The 14,965-nt window shown below is 57.2% G+C and carries 12 protein-coding genes and 1 pseudogene; 8 read left to right on the forward strand and 5 right to left on the reverse strand.

Annotated elements, in window-relative coordinates; genetic code table 11:
- Nucleotides 1–6: 6 nt before the first annotated feature.
- Nucleotides 7–177 carry a hypothetical protein gene (locus tag N2602_RS32580; RefSeq protein ID WP_260380677.1) on the reverse strand — a complete coding sequence of 57 codons (171 nt, stop codon included), beginning with the start codon at nucleotides 175–177 and terminating at the stop codon, nucleotides 7–9.
- 31 nt (nucleotides 178–208) lie between these two features.
- Between N2602_RS32580 and N2602_RS32585 the strand changes: the two are divergent.
- The 3 genes and pseudogenes from N2602_RS32585 to N2602_RS32595 all read left to right on the forward strand — a co-directional run bounded on the left by N2602_RS32585 (nucleotide 209) and on the right by N2602_RS32595 (nucleotide 3,560).
- Nucleotides 209–1,407, forward strand: a pseudogene (locus tag N2602_RS32585) (pyridoxal phosphate-dependent aminotransferase).
- Between the two features lie 12 nt (nucleotides 1,408–1,419).
- Nucleotides 1,420–2,292: an isocitrate lyase/phosphoenolpyruvate mutase family protein gene (locus N2602_RS32590; protein ID WP_260380678.1), complete on the forward strand. Its 873-nt coding sequence runs from the start codon at nucleotides 1,420–1,422 to the stop codon at nucleotides 2,290–2,292.
- 359 nt (nucleotides 2,293–2,651) lie between these two features.
- The gene (locus tag N2602_RS32595) at nucleotides 2,652–3,560 is read left to right on the forward strand and encodes a LysR family transcriptional regulator (protein WP_260380679.1); all 909 of its coding nucleotides are present in this window, start codon (nucleotides 2,652–2,654) and stop codon (nucleotides 3,558–3,560) included.
- 223 nt (nucleotides 3,561–3,783) lie between these two features.
- Here the strand turns inward: N2602_RS32595 and N2602_RS32600 are convergent, their stop codons facing one another.
- The 3 genes from N2602_RS32600 to N2602_RS32610 form a co-directional block, all read right to left on the reverse strand.
- Nucleotides 3,784–4,323, reverse strand: coding sequence for a DUF2285 domain-containing protein (locus tag N2602_RS32600; RefSeq protein ID WP_260380680.1), 540 nt, complete (start codon nucleotides 4,321–4,323; stop codon nucleotides 3,784–3,786).
- Between the two features lie 46 nt (nucleotides 4,324–4,369).
- Nucleotides 4,370–4,564 (reverse strand): transcriptional regulator domain-containing protein, encoded by a 195-nt coding sequence (locus N2602_RS32605; RefSeq protein WP_260380681.1) that lies wholly within the window; start codon nucleotides 4,562–4,564, stop codon nucleotides 4,370–4,372.
- Nucleotides 4,565–4,737: 173 nt separating this feature from the next.
- Entirely contained in the window at nucleotides 4,738–5,016 is a 279-nt protein-coding gene (locus N2602_RS32610) for a DUF2285 domain-containing protein (protein WP_260380682.1), read from the reverse strand.
- 434 nt (nucleotides 5,017–5,450) lie between these two features.
- Between N2602_RS32610 and N2602_RS32615 the strand changes: the two genes are divergently transcribed.
- A complete protein-coding gene (locus N2602_RS32615) occupies nucleotides 5,451–5,732 on the forward strand; it encodes a helix-turn-helix domain-containing protein (RefSeq protein WP_260380683.1) in 282 nt (93 codons plus the stop codon).
- Between the two features lie 41 nt (nucleotides 5,733–5,773).
- Here N2602_RS32615 and N2602_RS32620 read toward each other — a convergent pair whose 3' ends face one another.
- Nucleotides 5,774–5,968, reverse strand: coding sequence for a hypothetical protein (locus N2602_RS32620; protein ID WP_260380684.1), 195 nt, complete (start codon nucleotides 5,966–5,968; stop codon nucleotides 5,774–5,776).
- A gap of 1,679 nt (nucleotides 5,969–7,647) precedes the next feature.
- Between N2602_RS32620 and N2602_RS32625 the strand changes: the two genes are divergently transcribed.
- From N2602_RS32625 to N2602_RS32640, 4 genes are all read left to right on the forward strand, one after another.
- Nucleotides 7,648–8,616 carry an IS481 family transposase gene (locus tag N2602_RS32625; RefSeq protein WP_260380685.1) on the forward strand — a complete coding sequence of 323 codons (969 nt, stop codon included), beginning with the start codon at nucleotides 7,648–7,650 and terminating at the stop codon, nucleotides 8,614–8,616.
- A gap of 2,215 nt (nucleotides 8,617–10,831) precedes the next feature.
- Nucleotides 10,832–12,355 (forward strand): class I tRNA ligase family protein, encoded by a 1,524-nt coding sequence (locus N2602_RS32630; protein ID WP_260380686.1) that lies wholly within the window; start codon nucleotides 10,832–10,834, stop codon nucleotides 12,353–12,355.
- Between the two features lies 1 nt (nucleotide 12,356).
- Nucleotides 12,357–13,574: an MFS transporter gene (locus N2602_RS32635; RefSeq protein WP_260380687.1), complete on the forward strand. Its 1,218-nt coding sequence runs from the start codon at nucleotides 12,357–12,359 to the stop codon at nucleotides 13,572–13,574.
- Between the two features lie 24 nt (nucleotides 13,575–13,598).
- Nucleotides 13,599–14,957, forward strand: coding sequence for a lysine N(6)-hydroxylase/L-ornithine N(5)-oxygenase family protein (locus N2602_RS32640; RefSeq protein ID WP_260380688.1), 1,359 nt, complete (start codon nucleotides 13,599–13,601; stop codon nucleotides 14,955–14,957).
- The last annotated feature ends 8 nt before the right edge of the window (nucleotides 14,958–14,965 follow it).

Here is a 14,965-nt window from a genome sequence, read left to right on the forward strand (position 1 = left end):
TTGCAACTATGCGATGATCGGCAGGCCGGTGATGAGGAGGAGCTGCACAAACGACTCATGCGAGCGCCCAACAGAGCCGCACGAAGAAGCGATACGGTTATCGTAATCTTCGATGATTATATCCAAAGCCGCGATCACCTGGCTCGTCTGGTCGTTCGGGTTCGGATAGATGCCCAATCGCTCATTCGAACGCGTAGGATATTGTGTCTTGTCTCTCATTTCAGAACGGCTCAAGGTCGTCCATCCCTCTCAAACCAAGGTCATGACGGCTCGCGCCGCCGAGCTGCGAGATCAGGGAACCGATGTGATCACGCTCAGCCAAGGCGAGCCGGATTTCGACAAGCCGTCCGTCATCTGTGAAGCAGGCATCCGGGCCATCCGTGCGGGGCAGACGAAGTACACGGCGGTCGCCGGAATCATGCAATTGCGGGCAGCAATTGGCGAGAGCCTCCGTCGCGAACAGGGCCTCAACTACGGTATCGACCAGATCACGGTGGGCTGTGGCGCCAAGCAGGTTGTGTTCAACGCTCTATTTGCCAGCCTCGATCCGGGCGATGAGGTTGTGATCCCGACGCCATGCTGGTCTCCTATCCCGACATGGTGGCGCTTGCAGGCGGCAAGCCGGTGCTCGTCGCCTGCAGTGAACGCGATGGCTTCAAGCTGCGCCCCGAGGCACTGGACCAGGCGATCACGCCGCGCACCAAATGGTTGATGTTGAATTCGCCATGCAATCCGACCGGTGCGGTCTACAGCCGAAGTGATTTGCTCGCGCTCGCGGCGGTACTGCGTAAGCATGCCCAGGTGCATGTGCTATCCGACGACATCTATGAAAAACTCACCTATGACGCCGACTTTGCGACAATGGCCGCGGCCGCGCCGGACCTGTGCGAGCGTACCTTAACGGTCAACGGGGTGTCCAAGGCAGACGCGATGACCGGCTGGCGCGTCGGCTACGCGGCCGGGCCTTTGGCGCTGATCAGGGCCATGAACCTCATCCAGGGCCAGACCTCTTCGCACACCAGCTCGGTTTCTCAATATGCCGCGCTGGAGGCGCTGTCAGGAAGACGGGACCATATCACAGAGTTCGCGCGCGCGTTTATGCAGCGACGCGATCTTGTTGTCGCTAAGCTGAACCACGCCAAGGGGCTTGCTTGCCGTGTGCCGGACGGTGCCTTTTATGTTTTCCCCTCCTGCGCGGGGATCATTGGCAAGCGCACGCCAGAGGGCAAGATGATCGAGACCGACAGTGATTTTGCCATGTATCTGCTCGACGCCTTCGCCGTGGCTGTCGTGCCTGGCAGCGGCTTCATGGCTTCGCCCTATATCCGCATCTCCTATGCTTCCTCGCTCCAGGACCTCACGCGCGCCTGCGACCGGATCATCGCCGCCTGCGCGAGCCTGTCCTAAAAGGATTTTCCGATGTCCTCTGCCAAACGCCTTCGTGCCCGCATGGCCGAGACTGGCCTTGTCCACGTCATGGCCGCCCACAGCCCATTCTCAGCGATGTTCGCTGAAGAAGCCGGATTCGACGGAGTGTGGGCGTCCGGCTTCGAGCTGTCTGCGCTTTATGGGCTGCCGGATATGAGCCTGATCTCAATGACACAGCATCTCGACATGCTGCGGGCGATCGCCGGACGCACGAGGCTTCCGATCGTCGCAGACATCGATACAGGCTATGGCAATGCGATTAACGTCATTCACGCTATCACGGAATATGAGCGGGCTGGCGCCGGTGCCGTTGTCATCGAGGACAAGACTTTTCCAAAAGTAACGAGCCTTGCTGCCGAGGGCCGCCAGGAGCTGTTGCGCATTGAAGAATTCCAAGGGAAGATCGAGGCTGCCATCATGGCAAGATCAGATCCGGATTTCCTCGTCATCGCCCGCACGGAAGCCTTGATCGCCGGCCTCGGCGAAGTGGAGGCCCTGCATCGGGCACACGCTTATGTAGAGGCTGGCGCTGACATGATCCTGATCCATTCGAAAAGCCAGACTCCTTGCGAGATCGAAAGCTTTGCGCGCGCCTGGACCGGAACGCTGCCGCTGGTCATCGTGCCGAACGCCTACCCTGACCTCGATGCCACACGGGTCAGAATGCTCGGCAACATCCGCATGATGATTTATGGCAATTACGGCATTCGTGCTGCTGCAACCGCCATGCAGGAGACCTTCCGCCGGATCATCGCTGATGGTGGCGTCCAGAATGTCCACAAGGATATTCTGCCGGTGGATGAGATCTTCAGAATCCAGAAAATGGAAGAGGTCAAGGCGGCTGAAGCTCGCTTCCTTCGCTGAACGCTGAACTGATACCTGCCGGCGAGATTTTGAGATGGCACTCAGCAGCGAGCTCTGATCCGAGCGCAATCGTGAAAGCTGTTAAGACGTCTCGGGCCTGTCAGCTCGACGGCCGTCGGTGTCGACCTGCGACATCAGCGGTCGCCCCCTTCCCGGCACCTGGAGATTACCTCTTAGAAGGCCGTCGACAGCAATCGAAGTGCCGAACCAGTTTGCTCGAATCCTCGAGAAGGCAGATTTTGAGCGCGAGATGCATTTATAAGCGGCAATCCGGCTATAAACATCGAATAATGTGATGGAGCTTCTGGCGATGGCCCGCGTGACAATCAGCGGAGGCCCAGAAGCTACCGGAGCAGAAAATGGCTGCCGAACACAATGAAGTGCCCCTCAATGCTATCCGGGTCTTTGTGACCATTGCGCGCGAGGGGAGCGTCACGCGTGCGGCGAGCACATTGGGAACGACACAGAGCTCGGTCAGCCGCTATTTGGCTGTGTTACAGGACTACTTTGGCACTGATCTTGTTCAACGCCGAGGCCGACGCAGCGAATTGACAGAATTCGGAAGGCTCTTTGCGAACGCCGTGGCCGAGCCGCTTGATACAGTGTGTTTCACCGCGAAGAGAATGCGGCGGAGGAACCGAACGGACGCCAACCGAATCGTAGTCCACACCTCTCTTTCCACCTTCGCCTACTCCTTCCTCATACCCAATCTCCAGGCGTTCTCCGCCGAGATGGGGGGCGTCGTCGTCGACGTGATCAGCTCATTGTCTCCACCGAGATCCTCCGACAATTTCGACATCCTGCTTACGCGTGATCTTTGTGTCGCTGAACCGGCCGACGATTGGGCGATCTACAATGAGATGCTCGTATGCGTAGGCGCTCCAAATCACGTCATGGGAAAAACGCTCTCCACTGCCCGCTCAATGCCGATTCTGAATGTCACATCGAGGCCCGACATACTGCCCACCTGGCTCAGAGCCATGAACCTGACCGCGAAGGACATCAAGTCGGGGGCGCGATACGATCATAATTACCTGGCTTTGCCGGCTGTCATCAGCGGGAAATGCCTGCTGGTGGCGCCCGAAATCATTGTCAGCGATCTCGTGCGTAAAGGGGCTCTCCATGTCATACCGGGATCGCGTACTTCAAGCGGCATGCAATATCGGGCCTATGCGGTGGACCGCAGTGACAACCCAGAAGTCGCTCGCGCCTTTTGCCGATGGGTCGCGCGGCTCTGTAAGAAGGCCGCGATTCCGGAGGCTGCCTAATCGCGTGTTTGCGTGATAGCAGACGTTTGATCGATCTTTGGAATCTTAGCGCGTCTACTTGCACATGCAGACTGTTCCGATCGCGGCGAGCCCATCTTGAGCGAGCAACGCGGCCAGCCTGCGAAGTGAAGACGTTAAGCGCGTCCTGCCAAAACCCTCTTTTCGCGTTAATCGGCCGGGTACCATGGTTTTGTAAGATGCGGGCTAGCCGATCAGCCAAAGCTTAGGACGGATCGCCCTCGCCTTTACGCTTGCGACGGAGCAAGGCGCGATAGCCGCCTCGCACCAGATGCAGCCCGGTCTTGACCAGGCGGATGGTCCGGCTGCGCAGATCGTGCGTTTTCCAGGTGCGATCGGGAATGCGATGCTTGCCGAACAAGCCTTGTGCGATTTCGCGATAGCTGTGTCCTTCCAAAGACCCATCGACTGCACGCAAGGAGAGGATGAGCCGACGACGAGTCAAGATTGGCAGCGTCAGAGGCGGTGGTCCGATGGGGTGCCGTTCGAGGGCCAGCCAAAAACGATGTGCTGCCCGCAAACGAAGCTCGAAACTGCCGTCGAACGGCAGGTCGACGGCAAGCGATGAGCCGCTCGGTGGAAGTTCTGTTAGCCACAGGCGATGCTTCGCTCCTCCGAGCGCCACGATGGCATGCCATCCATCCGGCGCATAACGAAGCTCGCTACCCGCCAGTTTGCTGAAATCCAGATCGTACCACGCTGCCGGGCGGACAGAAGCGCGCAAGGGCAGCACGGTCGCGAGCACTTCGGGCGCCCAGAAGATGGCTTGTTGGTCGAACGTCTTTTGCGGATCAGCTGCGAAAACACAGTCCCCACTGCTGCCGGAAATGGTCCGCCATCGCGCCGGATCGTTCGCTCATGGCGAGGGCCATATAGTCCCGTTGGTACTCGCCATTGCGGCGCAGCCACTCCCAGGCTATGTCCGCAGCTTCTGCTTTGTTGGCTTCGGGATAGGCCTTCTCTGATCTCCAGTCTGCACCCGGCATCGCACCACTTTCCCCGTATGTTGATAACGCACACGCAGGGAATTGCAGCCCGACGAATGTGACTATTTCTGGTTGCGCGAATGCAGATAGTCGCGATTGATGCAGTTTGCGCGATATGACGATCTAGTTTTGCGATCGGTCATCACCAGAAGGGACGTCCGTTTCGAACGCACTTATTGCTCACTCTTGGGCCAACCGCGCTGCAGGAGGTGCCGAAAGCCCTGGCGCACCGCCCACTTGGCACGAGCGAGATGGCTTTCAAAGGTACGGCGGGAGCGATCCGGCTCGAGGGTGGGATCAATACCAAGCACAATGCGCGCAACTTCCCGCCAATCAGCGTTATCGGCCTCGGCATCCAGCAGACGCATATACGTGACGGCATGTTGCTCGTCATATGGCGTGAGCTGCGGCGCATTAGGCGCGAAATCTGCGACCTTGGGATCGGACGGCACGGCCTGAAAGTCCTAACAGATTGAGAAGCCTCGATTTTAGGGACGGTAGCCGTATTCAGGACCGTTTCGTAGAGAGCCGATTGTCGCGGCCTTCAGGAGCATTCTTGCCAAAGTCAATGAATACCTAACAGCGCTGCTGCCGTCGTTCCCTTGAATTCGTTCGCTCCGACCATCGTCCGAATGCATTTGATCGCAGTCCGTTCCGCTCGATCAGCAGAACTGTCGTCCAGCCTTTCGAATCAAGAGGCCGAAATGGGGACGCAGCTCGTCGTAGCTCATCAGCGCAGGCAGATTCGGCGCGCCATCTGAATCCAGTACCGCTCCTTCATTCGCATCACGCGCGAACTCTGCTCATCTGCATGTTGGGCGAACGTACCTCAATAGTATGGTTATAGCCAGTGGTTTGATGGCCGTCGGAATGGCTGCTTTGGCGCATGAAAGCTCGTGCGCTTGTCGCCTGGAATGTGCGCCGGATCCGCGTAGATCGCGGTGTTTCGCAAGAGCGATTGGCGTACGATGCCAGGATCGACCGCTCCTACATGGGCGGCATCGAGCAGCAATCGGAGAACCCGACAATCGATCTGCTCGACCGTATCGCGGCAACGCTTGGGGTTCATTTGTCTGAATTCTTTCTTCAGCCGCCCAAAGGGACGACGGCTCCCAAGCCGTTGCGTAAGGGTCGTAAGCCCTTACCCCCACGCAGTAGAAAGAAATAACACTCCTCAGGCACGCGCTTTGTACTTGCTGCCCAAGCCGCTCACATCAATTTCGCAACTGCCGCAAACTCACCGGGGCGGACAATTGACCCACCGATATCACCGCTTGAGGAGTTCAGGTTGTCCTTGTGTATCCTGATGAGCTCCACCAGGTTCTCGCTGCCGTAGTCGGTGAACGCCATGATGTCGTGGTCACCGAGGACCGAAGACCAGATGAGGCCGTCCTCGGGGTCCATTCTAAAATCGACGTCTGGCAGCCAGTCCTCGTCTTCGCAGAGACCTGCTCCGGTTGAGATCGATGGTCGGCTAGCATGTCGCTGCCGCCCTCCCGGTACCCCCAATACCAGTGATAGAATGTGGCACGTGGGATACCAACCCTGCCCCGCCTGGCCAGACATGCGATTGCTCCACCAGCTAGATGATTCGGTTTTCCTCGGGCGCAGGAGATCTCATGCCTCGTTCTCCCCATCCCCGTTCACGTTTTTGAGCGACCGCTTTTCCGAAAAGTCGGCCACCATTTCTTTCAGCGCCGTCGTCTCACGACGCAGATCCTTCACCGCGCCAGAAGTTGCCACACGCGCCGTATCGCCGCCAGGCGATGTCTATCGGTCCCGAGGAAGTCCTTGGACCCGCCATGTACATTGAGGCGGCAATACCTGGGCTGGCTGAGCTCTAAAGATATTCTCGTCGCCCTGCAGTCCTTCCTGGACGATGGCGTCTTCTCTTCGGAGGGATATTCCGGCATGTTCTGGCGCCGAATGTCCTTTGGTACTCGTTCTGGTGGCACTTGCCCGGTCCGGATTTCTGTTTCATCGATGCTTCTGGTGAAATCCCTCATCGGCCACACCGTCAATTTGTCTCAGACGCTGTGACGGCGAGCCCTGATGAACCAGAGCATCCCTTCTCGAAAAGACTGATCAGTCCTCAATTCCTGGCGCCGTACAATCCGGGTCGGCCATACAGAAAATGAGGTCGCAGAACCCTTCCAGGGGCATCTCATCGCATTGAGGGTAGTGTGTATTGGCTACCCGCGCCTTGGTGTCGACCGGTTGCGCGGCAACGTCAAGGGACGAAAGTGGGTACCGCCGCTGCAAGCGCCACGACGCTCGCAGTTACAAAAGCCAATTTTTTCATTCGAGAGCCGCTCCCTTAGATTGGCCCCAGCCGCCCTCAACGTGTCTTATGTGCGCCCCCACGAGTTGTAAAATGCATACTTTTGATGGTATGCATATACAGCATGGATGAATATCGCGCGGAGCACCCCGGCGGCTGGCTACAGCCATCCTGCAACCGGGGTGGAGCGAGATGATCTCGCCGAGTGCGCCAGGCGCATGGGCCTGGAGAGAAGCTGTTCTTCGGCTTCGCGGGCACAAGGTGCCGGTGTTCGAGGCCCGGGACCGGCCCGCAGCGGCTGGCCCATGTCTTCGTCGCCTGCTGGAGCTTCCCACCGCACGTTTGCCGCGGCGCGCTGGTCGCAAGCGGTGGCTGACTGGATTGCGATGCACGTTAATGCTTGGCGGGCGATCGGCGGCGGGCCGACGGCGATCGGAGGCTCGGAGATCCGGCGTGATCGCCAGTTGTCGCTATGAGCTCGCCCACTTAACCAGGAGCTGGCCAAGATTACGCCACCCTTATCCTGCCTATGCGTCCGCACAAGGTGGAAGTGGCGGTGCAAATCATCTCTTGGTTTTACCGGCAGACTGCGGAATTTGACAGACTCAATGCGGCGATCGCCGACCTCAATGCCAAGATGATGCGCAAGCTCGCCGTGAGCCGTAACGAGCCGTTCGCTCACAGATCGCCACGTCAGGCTTAAAACCCTGCGGCTAGATGTGAGCTTTCAGGAGGTTGTCCATCCGGTCCGGAACGAGGAAGCTGAAGTTGTCGAAGCTTTAGCCACTCCCCGGAGGACCGAATGGACACCCATAAGAATGCGCCTTTGACGCCGAAAGGTCGAGAGGCGATGGTGCGCAGCGTGGTTGAGGGTGGGCTCACGAAGGGGGCAGCCGCGCTCCAGTTCAACGTCACAGCGAGGACGGTCGCCAAATGGGTGAAGCGCTTCCGGGAGGAAGGTGTTGATGGGTTGCGTGATCGCTCATCACGGCCCCGTTCATCGCCGAGCCAAACCCTGCCTGCCACCTGCACAGCAGTCGAGGCGTTGCGCCGGCAGCGTTATGTTGGCAAGCAGATCGCGGCCGAGCTTGGCATCTCTCCGGCGACCGTCAGTCGCATCCTGCGGCGGAAGGGATTGAACCGGTTGCGCAATTTGGAACCGGCCGAGCCGGTACGGCGCTATGAGCGTGAACATCCCGGCGAACTGATCCACCTCGACATCAAAAAGCTAGGCAAGTTCAACCAGGTGGGCCATCGCATCACCGGCGATCGAACAGGTCAGAGCAACCTGCGCGCTCGCGGCGAAGGTCCCGGCTGGGAATACGTCCACGTCTGCATCGACGATGCTTCCCGGATTGCCTTCAGCAAGGTCATGAAGAGCGAGCGACAGGGCTGTGCCGTCGCCTTCCTCGAGGCCGCGGTTGCCTACTACGCGAGCCTGGGCGTCAAGGTCGAGCGGGTGATGACCGACAACGGCTCTTGCTACAAATCCTTTGCTTTCCGCAAAGCCTGCAAGCGCCTCGGCCTCAAGCACCTCCGCACCAAGCCGTATACGCCCAAGACCAACGGCAAGGCCGAGCGCTTCATCCAAACCAGCTTGCGCGAATGGGCCTACGCACGCGCTTACAACACCTCAAAAGAACGAGCCGCCGAGCTGCCGAGATGGCTCCACCGCTACAATTGGCACCGGCCTCATGGCAGTATCGGCTCGATGCCACCTATCAGCAGACTCGCTCTAACCAGGAACAACCTCTTGAGGCTCCACAGCTAGAGCATTATCACAACCATCCGAAGACGATTCGCAGCTTCTCGTTATCTGAGCAGCACCGCCGCGACGAGTCTCGATCACCTCAAGCGGTTCGAGGTGAGTACTGCGCTTACGGCTCTCCGAGGCATATCAACCGAGCTAATCCCTGCAGTTCGAGAAGCCGAGGTCGATGATCCAAACGATCTCGCGAATAGATATCGAGAGCTGGCTTGCCGGACGTCGTGGCCCGGCTAAAGGCGACCGTCCTGAAGTCTAGAGAAGAACCTCACTCATTCAAGGGAGCAACTTCCTCGTTCAGCGCAGCTTCAGGTTATAGTTCGTATGGTGAAAGCCAATCGTCGCTACGCCAGGGGCGGCCAGTTCCCATTTGCGGAGCCCACCAGGTCCCCACGTCCGTCCGTAAAGGCGACTTCGACGGCTTGATGAAGAATGAGATGCATCCCGCATTGTCCTTGTAGAGCCACGGATACTGACGCGGGAGGGCGAGGACTGCAACAGCTCCCTGTCACCTTGGGCCTGACGTAAGCAGACATGTTCTTTACGCGCCCGCCGGGGCAGGCTCCAGGAAGTCCACTTCGCTGCCGAGCAGCCCGTAGCGCGCCACCGGCTGGAACCAAGAGTGGAATAAGTAGCGCCGAAGTGGCAATATGACGATGTGAACAGTTCTCTCTCCAGGAGAGCTGGGTGCCGTCACCCTGAAGGTAAAAGGTCGAGTACCCTCTTGCGTCCGTCTCAACGCCACCGTTCGCTACAATCGATGGTGTGGTCGCCGCGGTGACTTTGCAGGTGCCCTTGCTGATCTCATAATCCCTATACTGCCTGACAAGGGCTGCCGGATCGGGATTGGTCCAGACATAGTATCGCTCAAGACGAGCGACCTTGTAGCCGTGGCAAAGCAAATATTGGAGGTCTCAAACGAGACCAGCGCGCCTGCATCCGGGGTGCTGGCGGTTCTTCGTCGGCTTGCAAAAAAGGCCAGCTTGATCCACGGCTGTGAACACAAGGCGGTTGCCCACTGTGAGTCCTAGATAAGCGATGGCAACGACCGGAAGCGCTGGACACATGTAATGGCGCCATCCCGAACGCAATCCCTCAGGATGAGGTCACGTCTATTGGACGCTGAGCTTCGAGCAATATTGAGTGCGCGAAGCGTTGGCGCGACGGCTCTGCGCCAAAGCGCTGTCATTCTGTCATCAATTGCATGAGCGACGCGCTTGCCGCTGATGATCAAACCTCCCATGCTGCCGGCCAGCAATAGGCACGTCGCGGCATATTGAGCATAGGCGCCTAATGACTGAGACACCCACGATGGCAGAAAACAGCTCAGCGCTCGAACAACGTCGAATACATTAAAGCGCATTTGCACTTTCCCCAAACGTATCGCGCCTGCCGGTTAAAGGCGACGACACCATGTGGCTGCGAAGCGGCCTATTGAGTTCATTTGTTCTTGAGAGGAGGAACAGCCAAGATGTCTCGTGCTGCTTATTGCGCGAGCACTAGACTGTACCTGTTAACACTCTGCCTTCGCAGGCGCGTGGAGGTGGAAACGGAGCCGCTGGACGATTGGCTCAGACCGCTGATCAGCAACGCAATCCTGGCTCTGACGACGGAACACTCAGCCATCTTGGCTACAAATAGAATTCAAAAACACAATCCCTCCAGTCGTAAGGAGCCATCGCAATGCCGGTCGGCGACTGCAACATCCTCTCAAATTCCCTGTCAAACGCTCTTAGCAGCCGCTGGGCGGGTAGAACAAGCCTGGTAGGCGATCTCAGGACGCCGACAGCCTTTGAAGATGCACCATGCAGTTGACCGACTCTTGGCGATGGGTGCCTTTCAGTTCTGAAGGCGCCCCATAAGGGAGGGAAAGCCGCCGCCCCGACTGCACCTTCATCACCAGATACGCTCCGATCAACTACCAACCCTGGTAATTGATCTCAAAGCGAACGCTGGTCCATTTACGCCGTTAGCCGTCTGCTACGAAGAAACGATTTGCATCGAGCATCTGACGTATGATGGTGACGGCTGTCACGCCGCTGACACGCGTCAACATGTCTTCGTGGAGTCATTTGTGGGATGAATGAACATGAGCAGAAGCCCACCTATCTCACGGATAGATGTAGCCAATCCGCATCCTGCTGATGTATATATTTCCCCCGTCAACTTGACAGCGAATGGCAGAGCACATCTTGGGCACGCCGCTGGACCATTTCTCAGAATGGATGTTTTACAGAGACACCTGAAGCGGGCAGGGCATCATGTCCGTTCTGGGCTCACGACCGATGGTTTCGAGAACCATGTTCTGGTCCGAGCGGCTCGTGAGAACATTGACCCGTCGGACATGGCACATGGCTTCCATGTCAAGATTCTTGACGATCTCGCCTCGGTCGGGATCGTTTTCGATCATTTCGACGATCCAGCGCATGGCAGCAATCTGCAGCGATTTGCGGATGTCAGCAACGCCCTGATGGATGCTTTATATGCAGCTGGCTCCCTACATTTCCGCGCAGTGCGCTTGCCAATGGACGATGCGGGTTCTGCTGCCACACCAAAAGAAGAGCGATTTTGCATTGGCGGCTGGTTTGGTGCAATTTGTCCTCTCTGCGGGGCATCTGCGGGTAGCTTCTTCTGCGAACAATGCGGCCATCATTTCGAACCTGATGAAGCACTGAAACCAGTATCGAGGCGAGGGCGGATCGTAGAATGGACGGACAACATTTCCGCCTATCTTTCGATTTCGGGAACAGACCGACTTCTACGGACGTGGCACGACGCGGCCGTCGAATCCAGCTTTCTGGAGATAGGAAAGCGGTATGTCGCACGCAAAGGGCAGCAAATCCGGGTGACTGTACCGGGATTGCACGGGCTGGCTTGGAATTCGCGGCATTTCGAGACTCGGCAGATATTGTTTAGCTACTCCTCTCTGCTCTACGCGCATTCTCTTTATTGCGGCGACAAAGATACGGCGGGCTGCGGGAAGCCAAGCCCGTTTTCTCGCGATTCCGATGCGTTCCTCATTAGCGCTACCGGCATCGATAACACGGTTCCGATGCTTGTCGGCGTTGCCGGATGCGCATTGGGCCAGAACTCGTTTCGCCCATTTGATCGGATCTTCTTTAATCACTTCCTTCGGCTGAACGGATCGAAGTTCTCCACTAGTCGGGGACACGTGATCTGGGTGGGTGCAATCGCTCGAAGTCCAAATCTTTCCATCGATATTCTTAGAGTGTACCTGTCCGAAATTTGCCCGGAAGACACCGAGACCAATTTAGTGCCAGGACAGTTGGTCGACCGCTACAATGCACTTCTGGACAAGATAACTGCAGCCATCGATCGTTGCACCGCGTGCATAAACGAAATGCCGGCACTCACGCAGTGCTGCGTCGATGACACGATGATGACCACGTTGGATCGGCTCTACGGCAAACAATGTGCCGCCCTTTCGCTAGATAACTTGCGAGTATCGCGAGCTTCGAAGTCGGTTCTCGAATGGGTCGATTATCTCGATGCCACGCCGGACCTTCAGACCGCTTATACATGGTTGATGGGGTTCAGCATACTGGCTTGGCCACTGATGCCCAGAATAGCAGAAGCCTTGTGGCACTGGCTCGGTCATGCGGGGCATCCCCTTGCCGCATGCGCTTCGACGCCCTCCTCCCAGCGAAGCGGACCAGTACCAAAGATCGGGGGGCGCAGGTTGGCGACTGTAGAATTGAGCAAAGCCCTCCAGGAAAGGTCGTAGCATGACACCCTCCCCGGAAACCGCCCTCGTGGAGAAACTGCCCAGCGCAGTCTCATTGGAGGTGTCACTCCCCTTCATGCTTGGCAGTGCCAGCTTGGCCGCTTCCTATGGCTCGAGCTTCTTCCTCGTTGAAGCTTTGCGGTCCATTGGACAAAACGCCACGACCGCCGGGGCCGTTATTTCAACGGGTACGATCGCGACAATCCTGAGTTCCCTTGTAGCTGGCCGCATCGCGGATTTACTAGGCTTGATGCGAACCATCACCTTTGCCGCGGCGATGATCGCAGCAGCGATGATATGTTTCGCATCCGCATCGATTTCGCCGCTATTCGCCTACATCGGCGGACTTCTTCTCGGCATTGGATGGTCTGTATTCTATATCCTGGCGCCGCTTCAGGTCATGTGTCACGTGCAAGCTGAAGCCCGTATCAAGTATCTCACCTTACTTTCAGGATCTCAAATGCTGGGCATCGGGCTCGCTGCCCCCCTCGCCCGAACCGCTGCGGAGGCCATTGGATCCTACATTGCAGTTTACGCTCTATTTGCCGTTGCATGTATCCTTGGTACGATGCTTTTGGACTTCGCTGGGAGGGCACTGGCGCAAGCTCCTCAGATCAAAATGCCTGCTGTACGACTGACGTTTAAAGGCGTGGTAAGAGCCTTCAAGTCGAACGCGCGATATCCGATCATCATGATCGGCATTGGCGCCTGCGTTTTCGCCGGTCTCTCCACGTTTCAATCGCTCTACGCCACATCGCGAGCACAGTCTCCCGATACGTTCTTTATAGTCTTCACCGTGACAGCCGTCTTCTTCCGGTTCGCGGTTGCCCCGATAATTGGAAGATTTCGCCTTGAACGCGTAGCCGCACTTCTCCTTGCATGCACTGTTGCAGGGCTATTCATTCTCTTCTTCAATGTCGATAGTACGGCCATTTACATTCTCGGGGCGGCCTTCTTCGCGCTGGGATACGGCCTCAGCTATTCGACGCTAAATAGTATGATCGTCCACATTACAGACATTGATGAGACAGCTTTCGCCATTTCGTCTCAGGTATTCACGCTCTCCTACTTCATAGGCCTGTTCGGCTTTCCATACATCGCCGGGCAAGTTGTGAAAGCCAGCAATTTCGATTGTCTTCTGATCGGCATGATGATGCTTATCGCAGCGAATGGCGTCCTTCTTGCAGTTCATATGTTCTCAACCAACCGGAAGCATTGAGTGGCTCCTCGCAGGGATCATGCGATGCTGAAGCACAGCGACAGTTATGGCGTCATCGCAATCGGTGCAGGGCCGGCAAATCTAAGCTTGGCAGCGCTCTCGGCCCCGATTCGGGAACTTTCTCTGCACATCCTCGAAAAATCAGAGGCGGTTAGCTGGCATCCCGGTCTGCTCATAGAAGGCGCCGCTATGCAAACCAGCCCGCTAAAGGATCTGGTCACACCGGCTGACCCGACGAGCGCATACAGCTTCCTCGCCTACTTGCATGAAAAGCGGCGGCTCTATCAAGCAATCGTCCGTGGGCTGGAGCATGTTAGCAGGAGCGAATTTGGCGATTATTTGCGATGGGCAGCGGAAAAGCTGGGCAACGTTCAATTCGGCGAACAGGTTGTTGCAGTCGAATTGCGTGGCAAGTCCTTCAATATCATTACCAGCCGACGCGAGTATCAAACGCATACGGCCGTCATTGGCGTCGGTAGAGTGCCCTCTATTCCTGATTGGGGCAGGAATGCACCGCCGAACGAGGTGTTTCACTCAAGCACCTTTCTCACTCAACGTCGCGAATTTACGAGCAAGCGCGTTGTGATGGTAGGTGGCGGCCAAAGCGGCGCCGAACTCTTTCTTCATCTCCTGAGTGGCGCATGCGGCGCGCTGGGATCCCTGACTTGGGTGACGCGCCGCGCAAACATATTTGCGCGCGAGGATAGTCCTTTCGTCAATGAATGGTTCTTTCCGCAATATGGTGGCTATTTCTTTGAGCAAGGCGGCTCTACTCGTGCGCGGCTTCTCGAACAACAGTCGTTGGCGAGCGATGGCGTCAACTGTTCGACGCTTCGCGCCATCTACAACGCACTTTACGATCGCGAGTTTCATCGAGGTTCCTACCCGACTCACGTACAAATACGCGTCGACACCACCGCAGACAAGTTGAGCGGCGCGTCTCCCTTTCTTCTGGGCTTGCGTCAACAGATGACAGGCATTTGTTCAGAACATGTTGCTGATATTGTCGTCTTAGCCACAGGCTATCGCACCGAAATCCCCTCGTTCCTGGAGCCAATCGCAAACCGCCTCACGGTTGTGAGTGCGCTTGGTGGCTCTCAAGAGATCCTGGTTGAGAAGGACTATTCAGCTCGTTTCGATGGCCCCGAAAACTGTCGTTTGTACGTACAGAATGGCGCGCGCTTTCAACATGGCATCGCTGATACAAATCTCAGTTTGACTCCTTGGCGCGCTTCGACGGTCCTCAATTCTATCATCGGCCGCATAGCTTACGATTGCGGGCCTGCACGGGGCGTCGTCGACTGGTATAGCTCGGACTTCGAGGACTCCCATTCATCGGCGAGCAAGCAGCCAGCGTGCCGCGATCCAGCCCATGTCGATTGAGAGTCCCT

The organism is Bradyrhizobium sp. NC92 (genome assembly GCF_025200865.1).
Classification (GTDB): Bacteria; Pseudomonadota; Alphaproteobacteria; order Rhizobiales; family Xanthobacteraceae; genus Bradyrhizobium.